The organism is Paraburkholderia metrosideri (assembly GCF_904848625.1).
In the GTDB taxonomy this organism is placed as follows: domain Bacteria; phylum Pseudomonadota; class Gammaproteobacteria; order Burkholderiales; family Burkholderiaceae; genus Paraburkholderia; species Paraburkholderia metrosideri.
Genome location: NZ_CAJHCP010000022.1, coordinates 22,476 through 39,958 on the forward strand (window position 1 = coordinate 22,476; position 17,483 = coordinate 39,958).

Sequence of the window (17,483 nt, forward strand, 5' to 3'; positions counted from 1 at the left end):
ATGTGGAACAACGTTCGCCAGCTCAATCTCGCCGCCAACGCATTGCATGTGTTGCTGGTGCTCGTGCTGCTGGCGGCAGGCGGTTACTGGCTGATCCAGCGTCCGAATTTCGCGCTGCGCGAAATCCAGATTGGCGGCGATACGGAGCACATCAATTCGCCGACGGTGCGTGCCGGGGTAGTGGGACATTTGAAGGGCAACTTTTTCACGGTCGATCTCGACGTGGCGCGTCAGGCGTTCGAGCAGATGCCGTGGGTGCGTCACGCGAGTGTGCGGCGGGTCTGGCCGAACGCACTGGCTGTCACGCTGGAGGAGTACAAACCGCTGGGAACGTGGGGCAGCGATCAGTTGGTGAGTACCGATGGCGAGCTGTTCACCGCGAACCAGGGCGAGCTGGACCAGGAGCTGCCCGCGTTCGATGGCCCGGACGGTACGGCGAAAGAAGTGGTCGCGCGTTATCACGACTTTCAGAAGTGGTTTGCACCGCTGGCTGCGACGCCGGACGAAGTGACGCTGTCACCGCGTTACGCGTGGACGGTGAAGTTGTCGAACGGTACGCAGGTTGAACTTGGGCGCGAACGCAATCAGGACACGCTGCTCGATCGCAGCAAGCGCCTGACGGCGGCGTGGGGCGCAGTGACGCAACGTTGGGGAAAGGATATCGAGTATGCGGACTTGCGCTATCCGAACGGTTTCGCGATTCGTGCCGCTGGCATGCGCTTTATCAGCGAACCCGACAAAGGCAAGAAGTAAACGGACATCACACGCAATGAGCACGCTATGAGTAAAGACTATAAAGATCTGCTGGTCGCCCTCGACATCGGGACGTCGAAGGTCGTGGCCATCGTCGCCGAGTTGAAGGGCGAAGGTCACTACGAGGTGATCGGCCTCGGCCAGAGCGAATCAAAGGGGCTCAAGAAAGGCGTGGTGGTGAATATCGAAGCCACCGTGCAGTCCATTCAGCGCGCGCTCGAAGAAGCCGAGCTGATGGCCGACTGCAAGATTACGAATGTGTTCACCGGGATCGCCGGCAGCCATATCCGCAGCTTCAATTCGAGCGGTATGGTGGCGATCAAGGAAAAGGAAGTCACGCAGACGGACGTGGCGCGTGTGATCGAAACGGCGAAGGCGATCAACATTCCGACCGATCAGCAGGTGCTGCATATCCTCACGCAGGAATTCATCATCGACGGTCAGGAAGATGTGCGCGAGCCGATCGGCATGAGCGGCATTCGCCTCGAAGTGAAGGTGCATATCGTCACCGGCGCGGTGAGCGCGGCGCAGAACATCGTCAAGTGCGTGCGCCGTTGCGGGCTCGAAGTGAACGATCTGATTCTGCAGCCGCTCGCGTCATCGCTCGCGGTGCTGACGGAAGACGAGAAGGAACTCGGCGTGGTGCTGGTCGATATCGGCGGCGGCACGACGGATATTGCGATTTTCAGCGAAGGCGCGATCCGTCACACGGCGGTGATTCCAATCGCCGGCGACCAGATCACGAGCGACATCGCGATGGCGTTGCGCACGCCGACGCCGGACGCTGAAGACATCAAGGTCGATTACGGCATCGCCAAGCAGGCGCTCGCCGATCCGGACGAGATGATCGAAGTGCCAGGTCTCGGCGAACGCGGTCCGCGTACGTTGTCGCGCCAGGCGCTGGCGGCGGTGGTCGAGCCGCGTGTCGAAGAACTGTTTTCGCTCGTGCAGCAGGTGGTGCGCGAGTCGGGTTACGAAGAGCTGCTGAGCTCAGGCGTGGTGCTGACCGGCGGCGCGTCGATGATGCTCGGCATGGTCGAACTGGGTGAAGACATTTTCCTGAAGCCGGTGCGTATCGGCGTGCCGGAATACGCGGGCGGTCTGGCGGACGTCGTGCGTAATCCGCGCTATTCGACGGCGATGGGCCTGCTCGTCGAAGGACGCTCGCAACGCATGCGCGGCCGCAAGGTCGCCGTGCAGTCGGGCTCGATGGGACAGGTTTTCACGCGGATGAAGGACTGGTTCCTCGGCAATTTCTAACGGTTTGCAGTGGCGTCAGCAGTCGAATAAGCAGTCGAATAAGCAATTGAATCAGCAGTCGGATTCAAAGCAGGGTTGAACAAATCGCGCCGGTGCCGGCGGCCAGCGCGCGACAGGAGGTTGCCCGATCTCCTGCCGGATAACGGCCGAGTGGCTGTACTTTTCTATCTTGACGGAGGCAACATGGAATTCCAGATGCTGGAAACCGAAACGAACGGCACCATCATCAAGGTGGTCGGAGTAGGTGGCGCTGGCGGCAATGCCGTTCAGCACATGATCAACAAAGGCGTGCAAGGCGTCGACTTCATCGTGATGAACACGGACGCGCAGGCTCTGTCGCGTTCGCGTGCCACCGCGGTGATCCAGCTCGGCAACACGGGTCTGGGCGCTGGCGCGAAGCCGGAAATGGGCCGCGCAGCAGCAGAGGAAGCACGTGAGCGTATCGCCGACGCATTGCGCGGCGCGCACATGGTCTTCATCACGGCCGGCATGGGCGGCGGCACGGGTACGGGCGCAGCACCCGTGGTCGCGCAGATCGCCAAGGAAATGGGTATCTTGACCGTTGGCGTGGTCAGCAAGCCGTTCGAATTCGAAGGCGGCAAGCGCATGCGCACTGCAGAAGCTGGTTCGCAGCAACTGGAGGATCACGTCGACTCGCTGATCGTCGTTCTGAACGACAAGCTGTTCGAGGTGATGGGCGATGACGCCGAGATGGACAAGTGCTTCCAGTGCGCTGACGACGTTCTGAACAACGCTGTGGCCGGCATCGCGGAAATCATCAACGTCGACGGTCTGGTGAACGTCGACTTCGAAGACGTGAAGACGGTGATGGGCGAGCAGGGCAAGGCGATGATGGGCACGGCGACGGTGGCCGGTGTCGATCGCGCGCGTCTGGCTGCAGAACAGGCTGTGGCCAGCCCGCTGCTGGAAGGTGTGGATCTGTCCGGCGCGCGTGGCGTGCTGGTGAACATCACGTCGAGCCGTTCGCTGCGTCTGTCGGAAACGCGCGAAGTGATGAACACGATCAAGAGCTACGCGGCGGAAGACGCCACCGTGATTTTCGGCGCGGTGTACGACGATGCAATGGGCGACGCGCTGCGCGTGACGGTCGTGGCAACGGGTCTGGGCCGTGCGGCGAAGAAGCAGCAATCGGCACCGATGACGCTGCTGCGCACCGGCACCGACAACCAGCCGATCGGCACGATGCAACACGCGGCTTACGCACCGGCAACGTCGCACGCGGCGACGGCTGATTACGGCGCGCTGGATACGCCGGCTGTGTGGCGCACGTCGCGCGATACGGCGGCTTCGCACGTGCAGGCGCTGCAGGAAAAGGGCGTCGACACGTACGACATTCCGGCATTCCTGCGCAAGCAGGCGGACTGAGCGCGCGAGCAGGCTTTCGTTGCCGCGTTGCGGGTGGTACGCAGTGCAGCGCTGGCGGACGAATGCACGAGCGTGGCGGGTGAACGGCGAACAGGTCGCGTATCGTCAGATTCGCGGCAAGGACAACTGCCCTCTTCGGATTCACGAAGCGGATGGGGCGACTGTCGCCGAACGGCGTAGCCTTTAATGGCCGCGCGCTAATTTCACTGCGACACGACGACGTGCGAGCGTGCTTCGCATCGATGCAAAGGACTGAGCATGATTCAATCAGGTGAAAAGCTGCCCGACGCAACGCTCTTCGAGTTTGTCGAAGACGAGCGGGCGGGCTGCACGTTGGGGCCGAACAGCTTCGACGTGCGCGAGCAGACGGCGGGCAAGCGCGTGGTGATCTTCGGATTGCCGGGCGCTTTCACGCCAACCTGTTCGGCCAAACATGTACCGGGTTATGTCGAGCACGCCGGGCAGTTGCGCGCTGCGGGCATCGACGAAATCTGGTGCGTGTCCGTCAACGACGCGTTCGTAATGGGCGCGTGGGGACGCGATCAGCACGCCTCGGGCAAGGTGCGCATGATGGCGGACGGTAGTGCGGCTTTCACGCGGGCGCTGGGTCTGGAGCAGGATTTGTCGGCGCGCGGCATGGGAATCCGTTCCCAGCGCTACGCGATGGTGGTCGACGACGGCGTGGTCAAGACGTTGAACGTCGAGGCTGCCGGCAAATTCGAAGTTAGCGATGCAGCAAGTATTCTCGCGACGTTGAGCTAGTTGCGCGGGCGTCGTCCCTTCGCCTGCGGCCGCGTGCTTTGTAGCGCGTTGCGTCGGGGCAACGGGGTTTGAGACGCTTTTGTGACAGGCCGTTACGCGGGCCGATGACCGGAAACGCCTCCGTTCCGGGACATCGGCCCGTCACGCTTTCCCTGACGGGAGCCCCTTGGGTAATGCAGCGAAACAGATTGATACGTTCCGTGCAACGACGCTTCCAAGGGTATTGGAGTATAATTCGTGCTATGGAATAAAAAGTCCCGATTGGGATTTTCAATCGAATAGAAGATCACCATGTTGAAGCAGCGCACTATCAAAACAATCGTCAAGACAGTTGGCATTGGCCTGCATTCGGGTCGCAAGGTCAATTTGACGCTTCGCCCGGCGGCGCCGGACACTGGCATCGTGTTTTCGCGCGTGGATTTGCCCACGCCGGTGGACATTCCTGCGTCGGCGATGGCGATTGGTGATACGCGTCTGGCTTCCGTGTTGCAAAAAGACGGCGCGCGCGTGTCGACCATCGAACATCTGATGTCCGCTTGCGCCGGTCTTGGCATCGACAACCTTTACGTCGACGTCACCGCTGAAGAAATTCCGATCATGGACGGCAGCGCGGGTTCGTTCGTGTTCCTGATCCAGTCGGCAGGAATCGAGCAGCAGAACGCTGCCAAGAAATTCATCAAGGTAACGAAGCCGGTTGAAATTCGTGACGGCGACAAATTCGCCCGTCTCGACCCGTACTTCGGTTTCAAGCTCAAATTTACGATCGACTTCCGTCATCCGGCCGTGGATAAGACTGGCCAGGCGCTGGAAGTGGACTTTGCCAACACGTCATACGTACGGGAAATTGCCCGTGCGCGCACGTTCGGTTTCGCGCATGAAGTGGAAATGATGCGTGAATTGGGTCTGGCGCGCGGCGGCAGCATGGACAACGCGATCGTGCTCGACGAATACCGCATTTTGAATAACGACGGCCTGCGTTACGACGACGAGTTCGTGAAGCACAAAATGCTCGACGCGATTGGCGATCTCTACGTGGTCGGCCATCCGTTGCTGGCGTCGTACGACGCGTACAAGTCGGGTCACGGCCTGAATAACGCGCTGTTGCGCGAACTGCTGGCGCACGAAGATTCGTACGAAATCGTCACGTTCGACGACACGCAAAAAGCGCCGCGCGGTTTTGCGTATGAGACGCAGACGGCGTTTGCGTAACGTTTTTCGGTAGCACGAAGTACAAAAAAACGGCCCCTCGGGGCCGTTTTTGTTTTCAGCGCGACTTCGGAAAACCTCAGCGGTTTCTCCGATGCCGGGCCGCCATTCTCGCCAGCGCTTCCTGCAACGGCGACGGTTCCAGCGTCTCGCTCAACGCATGCAACGCATCGGCGCCGACCGGCGTCATGCGCGCCTGCTTGACCGGCGGCGGTTCCTTGACCGGCTGCGGACGCACGCGAATTCTCAATGCATTGACTGGCCAGCCGCGCTGCTGCAAATCCGACAACAGCCGTGGTTCAAGATGCCGCAGCCGCGCCGCGAGCGCGTTGTGCGCAGCAAACAGGGCCAGCACGCCGTCCTTGATAAAACCCGGTTCGACACTCGTCGCGAGATAGTCGGGCAACAGCGAGCGCAAATCCTTCTCCAGCGCGGCAATCTGCTCGACGCCCGCGCGCAGCGCCGCGTACGCATCCGTGCGATTGAGCACTTCGGCGACAGGCTGCGGGCGGCGCGCCTTGAACTGCTGGGGCGGCCTTGAAAAGGATTGAAAACGGCTCATGTTTATAGATAAGGGCGTGTTCGCACCCTATTGCGCGTTCACGCAGCGATTGTACCGCGCGGGATGTACGCGAGCCCGGCTCAAGTCGTACTGTCACAGGTGGGCGCAACGGCCTTTGTCCACACGGCCAACGTAGCGCCTCCGACACAGGCGCGGCCGGGGGCGCGTGCTAAAATGCCCGATTCGAATTCACTCTTGGACTAAGCCGCCGAGGCCCTTCCGACCCCGGAGCGCAGTGCACGATCCGTACGATCGGCACCGCGCAACCCAGCCGAAGCCGCGACGCAGACAACGATCCGATGACCACCGGTTTTCTACAAAAGATTTTTGGCAGCCGCAACCAGCGGCTAGTCAAGCAATATCAAAAGACCGTCGCGGCGATCAATGCGCTCGAACCGCAGATCGAGCAATTGACGGACGATCAACTGCGCGCCAAAACGGGTGAATTCCGCCAGCGCGTCGCGAGCGGCGAATCGCTCGACAAGCTGCTGCCGGAAGCCTTTGCGGTCTGCCGCGAGGCCAGCAAGCGGGTGCTGAAAATGCGTCACTTCGACGTGCAGCTGATCGGCGGCATGGTTCTGCACTACGGCAAGATCGGCGAAATGCGCACTGGCGAAGGCAAGACCCTCGTCGCTACGTTGCCGGTGTACCTGAATGCGTTGTCGGGCCGCGGCGTTCACGTCGTAACGGTCAACGACTACCTCGCCCAGCGCGACGCCGAATGGATGGCGCGTCTGTATAACTTCCTCGGTCTGTCGGTCGGCATCAACCTGTCGCAGATGGACCACGAGTCGAAGCAGCAGGCCTACGCCGCAGACATCACGTACGGCACGAACAACGAATTCGGCTTTGACTACCTGCGCGACAACATGGTCTACGAGACCGACGCGCGCGTGCAGCGAGCGCTGAATTTCGCGGTAGTCGACGAGGTCGACTCGATCCTGATCGACGAAGCCCGTACGCCGCTGATCATCTCCGGCCAAGCCGAAGACCACACCGAACTTTACGTGCGCATGAATGCGCTGCCGCCGCTGCTCGAACGCCAGATCGGCGAAGAAAAAGCGGACGGCACCGGCGTCGAAAAGCCGGGCGACTACACGCTGGACGAGAAAGGCCGTCAAGTCTTCCTGACCGAATCGGGTCACGAGAAGGCGGAGCGTCTGCTCGCCGAGTGGGGTCTGATCGGCGAAGGCGAAAGCCTTTATGCACCGCAGAACATCACGCTGATGCACCACGTGTACGCCGCTCTGCGCGCGCACACGCTGTTCTTCAAAGACCAGCACTACGTGGTGCAGAACAACGAAGTCGTGATCGTCGACGAATTCACTGGCCGCCTGATGTCGGGCCGCCGCTGGTCCGATGGCTTGCATCAGGCCGTTGAAGCGAAAGAACACGTCAAGATCCAAAGCGAGAATCAGACGCTTGCGTCGATCACGTTCCAGAACTATTTCCGCATGTACGCGAAGCTGTCCGGCATGACCGGTACAGCGGATACGGAAGCGTACGAGTTCAACGAGATCTACGGTCTCGAAACGGTCGTGATCCCGACCAACCGTCCGCCGAAGCGGATCGACAAGCAGGATCAGATCTACAAGACCGCTAAAGAGCGTTATGACGCGGTGATCCGCGACATCCGCGATTGCTATGAGCGCGGTCAGCCGGTGCTGGTCGGTACGACGTCGATCGAAAACTCGGAACTGCTGTCGCATCTGCTGAAGCAGGCTGGCTTGTCGCACGAAGTGCTGAACGCGAAGCAGCACGCGCGCGAAGCTGAGATCGTCGCGGAAGCGGGTCGTCCGAAACGCATCACGATCGCTACCAACATGGCCGGTCGTGGTACCGACATCGTGCTCGGCGGCAATGCGGAAAAGCAGGCGTCGTTCCTCGAGCAGGACGAAACGCTTTCCGACGACGAAAAGCAGCGCCGTATCCAGAAGCTGCACGACGAATGGCAGGCTCTGCACGATCAGGTGAAGGCCGCTGGCGGTCTGCACATCATCGGCACCGAACGTCACGAATCGCGCCGGATCGACAACCAGTTGCGCGGCCGTGCCGGCCGTCAGGGCGACCCGGGTTCGTCGCGCTTCTACCTGTCGCTGGAAGATCCGCTGCTGCGCATTTTCGCTGGCGACCGCGTGCGCGCGATCATGGACCGTCTGAAGATGCCGGAAGGCGAGGCGATCGAAGCGGGCATCGTGTCGCGTTCCATCGAATCGGCGCAGCGCAAGGTTGAAGCGCGCAACTTCGACGTTCGCAAGCAATTGCTCGAATACGACGACGTGTCGAACGATCAGCGTAAGGTGATCTACCAGCAGCGCAATGAATTGCTCGAAGCGAACGACATCACCGAAACCATCGGCGCCATGCGTCATGGCGTGATCGCCGATATCGTCCATCAGTTCGTGCCGGTTGGCAGCATTGAAGAACAGTGGGACGTGCCTGAACTCGAAGAAGTGCTGCGTAACGAATGGCAACTCGACCTCGCGATCCAGGAAATGATCAACGAGTCGAACTCGATCAGCGCGGACGAGATTCTCGAAGCAGTCGAAGCCGCGGCGGACGAAGCATACGAGGCGAAGGTCGAACTGGTTGGTCGCGAGTCGTTCAGCTCGTTCGAACGCTCGATCATGCTGCAAACGCTGGACCGTAGTTGGCGCGAACATCTGGCTGCGCTCGACCACCTGCGTCAGGGCATCCACCTGCGCGGCTATGCGCAGAAAAATCCGAAGCAGGAATACAAGCGCGAGGCGTTCGAACTGTTCGCCGCGATGCTCGACGCGGTGAAGCTCGAAGTCACTCGGGTAGTGATGAACGTGCAGATCCAGTCGCCGGAACAGTTGGAAGATGTGGCCGATCAGTTGGAAGAGCAGGGTGGCCATCTCGAGAACGTCGAGTTTCGCCATGCCGAGTTCGCTGAAGCGGCAGCCGCCGCGGCTGCGCCAGTGGCGGCAGAAGCAGCCACCGCCGCGATGATCGGCGACGCGATGAGCCACGGCTCGTCCTCGCAAGTGACGGCCAACGTGAACGCGGACAACGTGCCGAAGGTCGGCCGTAACGATCCGTGCCCATGCGGCAGCGGCAAGAAGTACAAGCAGTGCCACGGCAAGATCGTGTAATGTCGAAAGCGGCGCGCTCCTGAGCGCGCCGCGTCGTTTTACCCGCTGCCTTGCTGTAGATTTCGCGGTGGTTCGGCATCTGCCCGGGCCACCAGTTTCCGTATCCCTCAATGCCGGCGCCTGCCGGCATTTTCTTCGACAGGTCGCGACCATGGCTGTCAATTTCCCTTCGATCGATCCCGCTCAACTCCACCCCGTCGCCGGCGTTTCGCTTGGCTGGGCCGAGGCGAATATCCGCAAGCCGAACCGCAAGGACGTGCTCGTCGTCACTGTCGGCGAAAACGCGACAGTAGCCGGCGCGTTCACGCTGAACCGTTTCTGCGCAGCGCCCGTCACGGTGTGCCGTGAGAATCTGGAGCGCGTGCGAGCAGGCGGCAAGCCGATTCGTGCGCTGGTGATCAACACCGGCAACGCGAACGCGGGTACCGGTGAGCCGGGCATGCTGGCGGCGCGCGAAACCTGCGCCGAACTTGCGCGTCTCGCGGACATCTCGCCGGAGCAGGTGCTGCCGTTCTCCACTGGCGTGATTCTCGAGCCGCTGCCGGTCGATCGGCTGAAGGCAGGGTTGCCGGCTGCGCTGGCCAATCGCAAGGAAGCGAACTGGTACGACGCCGCGCAGGCGATCATGACCACTGACACGCTGCCCAAGGCCACTTCGCGCCAGGTCACGATCGACGGTCACACGGTCACGCTCACGGGTATCAGCAAGGGCGCCGGCATGATCAAGCCGAACATGGCGACCATGCTCGGCTTCCTCGCGTTCGACGCGGCGGTCGCACAACCGGTGCTCGACGCGCTGGTCAAGCACGTGGCGGACCGCTCGTTCAACTGCATCACGATCGATGGCGATACCTCGACCAACGATTCGTTCATCCTGATCGCGTCGGGCAAATCGAGCCTGCCGGCGATCACCTCCACCGATTCGCCCGCTTATGCAGCGCTGCGCGATGCGGTGACCGATGTCGCCCAGACCCTCGCGCAACTGATCGTGCGCGATGGCGAAGGCGCGACGAAATTCATGACCGTGCAAGTCGAAGGCGGTTCGAGCGTCGGCGAATGCCGCCAGATCGCGTATGCGATCGGCCACTCGCCGCTCGTGAAGACGGCCTTCTATGCATCGGACCCCAACCTCGGCCGCATTCTGGCGGCCATCGGCTATGCCGGCGTGGACGATCTCGACGTCGGCAAGATCGATCTGTATCTGGACGACGTGCTGGTTGCCACCGCTGGCGGCCGCAATCCGGCCTACCGTGAAGAAGACGGCCAGCGCGTCATGAAGAAGAGCGAGATCGGCATTCGCGTCGTACTCGGGCGCGGCGATGCGCAAGCCACGATCTGGACTTGCGATCTGTCGCACGACTACGTGAGCATCAACGCCGACTATCGTTCGTAATCAGGTTCACTACGCGGCCTCTGGCCGCTTACCTCACTGTCATGGACAAACTCGAACAGTTTTTGACCCGGGCCGAAGCCGTGCTCGTCCGTCTGGAAGCGATGCTTCCGCCTGCCGCGCCGGAAATCGACTGGTCGGCGGCGGTGGCGTTTCGCTGGCGCAAACGCCAGGGGCGCGGCTACCTGCAACCGGTGCCCGCCATTTCGTCGATCACGCTCGACGACCTGCAGAACATCGATCGCCAGAAAGGCCTGATCGAGCAGAACACGCGCCAATTCGTGCACAAGCAGCCTGCCAATAACGTGTTGCTGACGGGCGCGCGAGGCACCGGCAAATCGTCGCTGATCAAGGCGTGCCTGAATGCGTACGCGAAAGACGGGCTGCGTCTGATCGAAGTCGACAAGGACGATCTGCATGATCTCGGCGATATCGTCGATCTGATTGCGCAGCGGCCGGAACGCTTCGTGGTGTTTTGCGACGACCTGTCGTTCGAAGACGGCGAGTCGGGCTACAAGGCGCTGAAGGTGGCACTCGACGGCTCGATCGCCGCACAGTCCGACAACGTGCTGATTTACGCGACGTCAAACCGCCGTCATCTGTTGCCCGAATACATGAGCGACAACGAGACATACAAGCACACGTCAGACGGCGAGATTCATCCCGGCGAACTGGTCGAAGAAAAGATTTCGCTGTCCGAGCGCTTCGGGCTGTGGGTCAGCTTCTACCCGTTCAAGCAGGACGACTACCTGTCGATCATCGGCCACTGGCTGCGGCATTTCGGTTGCGACGACGCTGAAGTCGAAGCCGCGCGTGGCGATGCACTGGTGTGGGCGCTCGAACGCGGCTCGCGTTCGGGGCGCGTGGCGTGGCAGTTCGCACGCGACTGGTCCGGCCGGAAGAACCCGGCATGAGCGACACGCAGAAAAACGCCGCTGCTCGCAAGGTGACCGAAGTCGCTGTCGGTGTGCTGGTTCAGCCGGATGGGCGTTATTTGTTGGCGCAGCGCCCGGCTGGCAAGCCCTATGAAGGCTACTGGGAGTTTCCGGGCGGCAAGCTGGAAGCGGGCGAGTCGGTCGAGGCCGCGCTTGCCCGTGAATTGCACGAGGAACTGGGTATCGACGTGAAGGCAAGCCACCTTTGGCACACGCTCGAACACGACTACCCGCACGCGTATGTTCGGCTGTTTTTCTGCAAGGTGACGCAGTGGTCCGGCGAGCCGCATGGTCGCGAAGGTCAGGCTTTTGTCTGGCAGACGCTGCCGGCGGACGTCGAGCCGCTCTTGCCAGCGACTATTCCGGTGCTGGAATGGCTCGCGGCTGAGAAGGGCTGAAAAGCCGGTCCGCGCGGCAGGGGCATGCGCTAGCGCCGGCCCGCGCGGTTCGTGACACGCCTCTGGCCCCCGGTACTCGCTGCGGGGCCACGTCACAATTAATGCGGGTTGTAATCCCCGCCAGGCGTCTCATCCGACGACGCTTCCTGATCGGTCCCGCCGATCTTGTATTTCTCAGCGGCCCAGGCGCCCAGATCGGTCTGCTTGCAACGGTCGGAGCAGAACGGACGAAAGCGGTTTTCAGGGGTCCAGCGGACATCTTTGCCGCAGGTGGGGCATTTGACGACGGTAGGCATACGGTCAGGTGATCAATCGCAAACGGAACAAGTAACGAATATAGGGGCTTTTCGCGCCGCTTTAAAGGCGCGAGGTTGTCGAAAGCGGATTCACGACGCGCGCAGAGAAGCGCTGAAGCTCAGCTTACAGGCTGCACAGAGTAAGCTGAAACGGCACGTCGACATCGGCCGCACGCGGACGCAGATCGCCATCCTGAACCGTGAAACGCACCCAGAGCATGTACTTGTTGGCGCTCGCTTCGGGAATCACCCGCAACTCCGGCGACACGCGCACCTGCATTAACTGATACGAGCGGCCCGACAGCATTTGCTGATAACTACCCTGCATGGCCATGACTTTCGACGCCTGACCAGATTCACGAGCAAGGCGCAGCACGATGATGGCCGCGTCGCGCAAAGGCAGCAGCGGTGTGACCCATTTCGCGATGTCCTGACGACGCTGATCAGGATGGATCTGCTGCCACGCGTAATAGGAGGGCAGGTCAAACTTGCAGGTGCCACCGGGAATAATTGCGCGGCTGCGGATGCTGGCAAGCCATTCGTTGTCTGCCAGATGCTGGCCGGTCTTGCCCTGCATCTGCGAAAGTCCCGCCAGGGTCTGTTCGATTTCGCCGAGCACCGCTTCCAGCGCGTTCTGCTCGATTCCCGGATTGCCACGAAACGGCGCCAGCGTTTGCCGTTGACGTTCGAGTTCCTTCATCAGATCGGATTTCAGATCTGCGCGACCCGCAACCTCTGAGATTTCGAACAACGTTGTCAGTGCGACGTGATGTTCCCTGGCGTCTTCCTGAGTCAGAAAGAACGTGAAGCGCTCGAACAGGTCTTCGAGGCGCAATAGCGTCCGGATTCGCTCGTTGAAGGGATACTCGTAAAGGATCAAGCGGGCTCGCCTCGGGCGTGGTCGGTGACGGGAATGCAGAACATTCTAATGCGGTGAGACTACCCTAGCAATCACGCACTTTTTCCGCGTGCTTTCGCAACTTTTTTCACCTGTTTTCGGTGGTTTCTGCGCGCTTCGGTTCATGTGCTGCTGCGAAGTCCGACGAATGGGTGACGCTGGCGTAGCTTTGACCTCGGCTGGTTACGTGAATGTGGGATGCAGAGGCCGTCCGGGCGTGAAGTAGTTTTGCACGCGGTTCGGCTTCAGTTCACGCGCTCGCCGCTCACGCAAGTGCAAGCGACAGGTACGCACGATGCTGTGCGTCGACCTGTGTTTTGAGCAATTCAAGTGGCGCGTTGTCGTTATCGATGACGTCGTCGGCGGCGGCGAGACGTGCTTCGCGCGTGGCTTGGCGCGCGATGATTGCCAGCACCTGTTCGCGGGTGAACCCATTGCGATTCATCACGCGTGCGATCTGTGTCTCGACACTGCAATCGACGGTGAGCACGCGGTTCGCGCGGTTTTTCCAGCTTCCCGACTCAACCAGCAGCGGTACGACGATGATCACATAAGGTCCTTGCGCTTCGCGCTGCTCGCGTTCGGTCTCCGCACGAATCAATGGATGCGTAATAGCTTCGAGACGTTTGCGCGCATCCTCGTCGCTAAACACCAGCGCACGCATCCGGGTGCGGTCGAGCGAGCCGTCTGGGGCGACGAATGCATCGCCGAACTCGGCGGCAATTAGCGGCATGGCAAGGCCATGTGGCGCGCTGATGCGATGGGCAATCACGTCTGTGTCGACAAGAGGTACGCCATGCGCGGCGAACAGATCCGCAACGGTCGATTTGCCGCTACCGATGCCGCCAGTCAGTCCCACGACAAACATGCTTCAGCCTCCCAGAGCCAGATAAAGCGGGGTGCCGACGAACAGCGTGAGCGCACCGCCCGCTGCGAGAAACGGCCCAAACGGCAGAGGTTCTTCGAAGCGCATGCGGCCTCGCCATGTTGCGGCAAGGCCAACCACCGCGCCGGTCACTGCCGCAATCAGCACGATCTGCGGAAGCGCGGCCCAGCCAAGCCACGCGCCGAGCGCCGCCAGCAGCTTGAAGTCACCATAACCCATGCCTTCGACGCCACGTACCAGCTTGAAGAGCCAATGCACGGCCCACAAGACCAGATAGCCGAAGATGGCGCCGAGCACGGCATCCTGCAGGTTTGTGAACATGCCGTTGAAATTGAAGATGAGCCCCGCCCACAGGAGTGGCAGCGTCATCGAGTCGGGCAGCAGATGCGTGTCGATGTCAATCGCGCTCATGGCGAGCAGCGTCGCGCAGAGTCCGAATGCAGCAAGCGCCGACGTTGTCGGACCAAACAGCGCGAGCGACCCCGCGGCAAACGCGGCGGTTACGATTTCGAGCAGCGGATAACGCAGGCTCACGCGCGCGTTGCAAGCGGAACAGCGCCCGCGCAGCAACAGGTAACTCAGTACCGGCAGGTTTTCCCAGGCGCTCAGTACATGTCCGCAATGAGGGCATGCGCTGCGTGGCACCCACAGGTTGTAGCGCGCCGGCAGACCGTCTTCTTCGAGCGATTCGCCGGTTGCTTCGCGGATTTCGTCACGCCATGCACGTTCCAGCATGATTGGCAGACGATGCACGACCACATTCAGGAAGCTGCCGATTACCAGGCCAAGCACGATCGCGAACGCAAATTGCACGCCGCTGGGCAAGCTGCCGAACGCCGCGCCGAAGGCGGCTGTGAAGTGCCCGGGCAGTAAGCCCGAGAGCAGGCTGGAAGAAGTTTCTGGCACGAGTGAAAGAGGAGCCCGCATGGATAAGGGATGGATTCGGCTGCGATCCTACACCACGTTGCCGAGTTGAATAATGGGAAGATACATCGCAATGACAAGGCCGCCGACCAACGCTCCCAACACGACGATCACGAGTGGTTCGCACAAACTGGCCAGCGTGCCGATCTTCTCGTCTACTTGACGATCCGCGAGCGATGCAACGTCGATCAGCATGGTGTCGAGCGCACCGGATTCTTCGGCAACGGCGACCGGCTGCACGACCTCGGGTGGAAAGCAGCGCTCCGCGCGCATTGCTGCGGCCAACCGCTCGCCACGCCGCAGCCGGGTGGCGATTTCGCTGGTGGCACGATCGAAGAATGCGTTGCCGGTGGCATGAGTCAGCGAGTCGAATGCATCGGCCAAAGGTGTTCCCGCCGACAGCAACGTGCCGAGCGCGCGACTCCAGCGCGCCGCGCACAACGTACTCAATAGCGGACCGACAACGGGCATTCTGAGCGATAACCGTGCGAACCGGATACGTGCTGCTTCGGAACGGCGTAGCAGAAACGTCGCAGCCGAACCCAAAGCGAAGCTCATGATGAACACCGGCACACTCCAGCGCGCCGCGCCGGACGACAGCGCGAGCACGAACTGCGTCGGTGCGGGCAGTTTCGCGCCGAAGCCGTCGAAGATCTGTTTGAACGTCGGCACGACCCACACGAGCAGCGCCGCAGTTATCGCCATGGCCAGCAGTAAGATCGCGGCCGGATAGGTCAGCGCCGCACGCACTTTCGCGCGTTGGGCGGCGGCGCGCTCCCGGTCTTCCGCGATGCGGGCGAGCACGGCGGGGAGCGCGCCGGCCGCTTCACCGACTTCTACAAGCTGGCAGTACAGCGCGTTGAACTGCACCGGGTGCCGCTGCAATGCTGCCGAGAAGCGCAGGCCGCCAGTGATGTCGCGCGCCAATGCGCCAACGATTCGCGGCATGCCTTGACGATTCGAAGACTGCGCCTGGGCGAGCAGATCAAGGGCCGGTGCTAGTGGCAGACCTGCACGCAGCAAGCTGGCGAGTTGACGAGTGAACAACGTGACTTCCGTGACGCGGGCTTTCGGACTCGGTGCCGCCCCTTGCGCCGTCAGTTCGGTGATGAAAAGGTTGCTCCGCTTGAGCATGGCGCGCGCGCTGCCTGCGTCTGACGCGATGAGTGTGCCGCTCCTGCGTATCCCGTCGGCATCGGCGCCTCGCCATTTGAAGCGGGTATCGGCAATAACGGGCCGCTGTGTCGTCGCGGTGTTCATGCAACCTCGGTGGCGGCCAGTGCTTCGGCGAGACTGGTGGTGCCGTCGCAGACTTTCGCCAGCGCAGCGTCGCGCAACGTGCCCACCTGTTCGGTTCGTGCGAGGCGTGCAAGCTCGTGCGAGCTGGCGCCTGCCACGATCAGTTCCCGCATTGCGTCGGAAACCGGCATCACCTGATGAACGCCGACGCGTCCCCGGTAGCCGATGCCGTGGCAAGCGGCGCAGCCGATCGCCGCAAAAGGTTGCCAGCGTCCGAGTTGCTGTTCGTCGAACCCGGCTGCGCGAAGCGCCGCTGATGATTGCGGCGCCGGCACACGACAGGCGACACACAGGCGCCGGACCAGGCGCTGAGCCGTGACCATTCGCAGCGCAGCGGCCAGGTTGTACGGCTCGACTCCAATATCGATCAGACGAGCGATGGCTGAAGGCGCGTCGTTCGTATGCAAGGTCGACAGCACGAGGTGGCCGGTCTGCGCCGCCTTCACCGCGACGTCGGCCGTTTCATGATCACGGATTTCGCCGACCATGATCACGTCGGGATCCTGTCGCAAAAACGCACGCAGTGCCACCGCGAAAGTCAGGCCGGCTTTTTCGCGCACACTAACCTGATTGATGCCGGCTAGCTGGATTTCCGCGGGATCTTCTACAGAACACAAATTGGTCGCTTCGCCGTTGAGCAGATTCAGGAAGCAGTAAAGCGACAACGTCTTGCCGCTGCCGGTTGGGCCCGTGACTAGCACGAGACCGTGAGGCGCGCGAATCGCTGCGTCGACCGTGTTGCGTTGACGCGGATCGAGACCGAGCGCGTCGAGCGATAGATCATTTGGCAGCGCCTCGAGTCGCCGCAACACCAGCTTTTCGCCGAATAGCGTGGGCAGCGAATTGACGCGATAGTCCTCGACGCGGCCCGGCGCTGTGGCGATACGCAGCCTGCCGTCCTGAGGCACGCGCCGCTCGGCGATATCCATGCGCGCCAGCACTTTCACGCGGGTAATGAACGCGTCTCGCAGATGCGCAGGCGGTGGCGGAATTTCATGCAGCACGCCGTCGACCCGCAAGCGTACGCGCCAGCTGTGTTCCATCGGCTCAATGTGAAGGTCTGATGCGTTGCGGCGGGTGGCTTCCTGCAACGTATCGGTCAGAAGCCGGACAGCAGGGGCGTTGTCGGGATCTGCGCTGGTGGCTGCGCGATTCGCGGCAGCATTCGTTGCATTGGCTTCGCCGGCGAACGGGCTGGGTTTCGGCCTGAGCAGGCTTTCGCGTTCTGGCGCGCTCGAACGCGGCGAGGCCGGCGCCGTTTGAAAAGACGTTTGCATGAGAGACCGGTGATGAGCCGCCTGTTAATTACGATGGCTTCATCTTCCGGCGAGACGATGGCTTAGCGCCACTCGGCCGTTCGGCCAATGGTACGAGTTTCGCCGCTGTGCGATGCTGGGCGAGTCAGGCGTGCG

The 17,483-nt window shown here is 61.7% G+C and carries 16 protein-coding genes; 9 read left to right on the forward strand and 7 right to left on the reverse strand.

Annotated elements, in window-relative coordinates:
* The 5 genes from LMG28727_RS32030 (at window position 1) to lpxC (ending at window position 5,370) form a co-directional block, all read left to right on the forward strand.
* Entirely contained in the window at window positions 1-753 is a 753-nt protein-coding gene (locus LMG28727_RS32030; protein WP_201646323.1) for a cell division protein FtsQ/DivIB, read from the forward strand.
* Window positions 754-780: 27 nt separating this feature from the next.
* A complete protein-coding gene (ftsA, locus tag LMG28727_RS32035) occupies window positions 781-2,013 on the forward strand; it encodes a cell division protein FtsA (protein ID WP_007180311.1) in 1,233 nt (410 codons plus the stop codon).
* A 183-nt stretch (window positions 2,014-2,196) separates the two neighbouring features.
* Window positions 2,197-3,399: a cell division protein FtsZ gene (gene ftsZ / locus LMG28727_RS32040; RefSeq protein ID WP_201646324.1), complete on the forward strand. Its 1,203-nt coding sequence runs from the start codon at window positions 2,197-2,199 to the stop codon at window positions 3,397-3,399.
* A gap of 258 nt (window positions 3,400-3,657) precedes the next feature.
* On the forward strand, window positions 3,658-4,161 hold the full coding sequence (locus tag LMG28727_RS32045) for a peroxiredoxin (protein ID WP_201646325.1): 504 nt from the start codon (window positions 3,658-3,660) through the stop codon (window positions 4,159-4,161).
* 291 nt (window positions 4,162-4,452) lie between these two features.
* Window positions 4,453-5,370, forward strand: a complete 918-nt coding sequence (lpxC, locus tag LMG28727_RS32050) for a UDP-3-O-acyl-N-acetylglucosamine deacetylase (RefSeq protein WP_074765890.1) — start codon at window positions 4,453-4,455, stop codon at window positions 5,368-5,370.
* Window positions 5,371-5,446: 76 nt separating this feature from the next.
* Here the strand turns inward: lpxC and LMG28727_RS32055 are convergent, their stop codons facing one another.
* Entirely contained in the window at window positions 5,447-5,929 is a 483-nt protein-coding gene (locus LMG28727_RS32055; RefSeq protein ID WP_201646326.1) for a DciA family protein, read from the reverse strand.
* A gap of 299 nt (window positions 5,930-6,228) precedes the next feature.
* Between LMG28727_RS32055 and secA the strand changes: the two genes are divergently transcribed.
* The 4 genes from secA (at window position 6,229) to LMG28727_RS32075 (ending at window position 11,768) form a co-directional block, all read left to right on the forward strand.
* Window positions 6,229-9,045: a preprotein translocase subunit SecA gene (gene secA / locus LMG28727_RS32060; RefSeq protein ID WP_201646327.1), complete on the forward strand. Its 2,817-nt coding sequence runs from the start codon at window positions 6,229-6,231 to the stop codon at window positions 9,043-9,045.
* 151 nt (window positions 9,046-9,196) lie between these two features.
* A complete protein-coding gene (argJ, locus tag LMG28727_RS32065) occupies window positions 9,197-10,438 on the forward strand; it encodes a bifunctional glutamate N-acetyltransferase/amino-acid acetyltransferase ArgJ (RefSeq protein WP_201646328.1) in 1,242 nt (413 codons plus the stop codon).
* A 41-nt stretch (window positions 10,439-10,479) separates the two neighbouring features.
* A complete protein-coding gene (locus LMG28727_RS32070; RefSeq protein WP_201646329.1) occupies window positions 10,480-11,349 on the forward strand; it encodes an ATP-binding protein in 870 nt (289 codons plus the stop codon).
* Entirely contained in the window at window positions 11,346-11,768 is a 423-nt protein-coding gene (locus tag LMG28727_RS32075; protein WP_201646330.1) for an NUDIX domain-containing protein, read from the forward strand. Before LMG28727_RS32070 ends, LMG28727_RS32075 begins: the two co-directional genes overlap by 4 nt.
* A 98-nt stretch (window positions 11,769-11,866) precedes the next feature.
* Here the strand turns inward: LMG28727_RS32075 and LMG28727_RS32080 are convergent, their stop codons facing one another.
* The 6 genes from LMG28727_RS32080 to LMG28727_RS32105 all read right to left on the reverse strand — a co-directional run bounded on the left by LMG28727_RS32080 (window position 11,867) and on the right by LMG28727_RS32105 (window position 17,348).
* Complete coding sequence (locus LMG28727_RS32080; protein ID WP_201646331.1) at window positions 11,867-12,064, reverse strand: DNA gyrase inhibitor YacG; 198 nt, start codon at window positions 12,062-12,064, stop codon at window positions 11,867-11,869.
* Window positions 12,065-12,188: 124 nt separating this feature from the next.
* Complete coding sequence (zapD, locus tag LMG28727_RS32085; RefSeq protein ID WP_201646332.1) at window positions 12,189-12,944, reverse strand: cell division protein ZapD; 756 nt, start codon at window positions 12,942-12,944, stop codon at window positions 12,189-12,191.
* A 283-nt stretch (window positions 12,945-13,227) separates the two neighbouring features.
* Window positions 13,228-13,830: a dephospho-CoA kinase gene (gene coaE, locus LMG28727_RS32090; protein WP_201646333.1), complete on the reverse strand. Its 603-nt coding sequence runs from the start codon at window positions 13,828-13,830 to the stop codon at window positions 13,228-13,230.
* A gap of 3 nt (window positions 13,831-13,833) precedes the next feature.
* Window positions 13,834-14,775 (reverse strand): prepilin peptidase, encoded by a 942-nt coding sequence (locus tag LMG28727_RS32095; RefSeq protein WP_201646334.1) that lies wholly within the window; start codon window positions 14,773-14,775, stop codon window positions 13,834-13,836.
* Window positions 14,776-14,802: 27 nt separating this feature from the next.
* On the reverse strand, window positions 14,803-16,032 hold the full coding sequence (locus LMG28727_RS32100; protein ID WP_201646335.1) for a type II secretion system F family protein: 1,230 nt from the start codon (window positions 16,030-16,032) through the stop codon (window positions 14,803-14,805).
* A complete protein-coding gene (locus tag LMG28727_RS32105; RefSeq protein WP_201646336.1) occupies window positions 16,029-17,348 on the reverse strand; it encodes a GspE/PulE family protein in 1,320 nt (439 codons plus the stop codon). The genes LMG28727_RS32100 and LMG28727_RS32105 overlap by 4 nt, the downstream gene beginning before the upstream one ends.
* Between the last annotated feature and the right edge of the window lie 135 nt (window positions 17,349-17,483).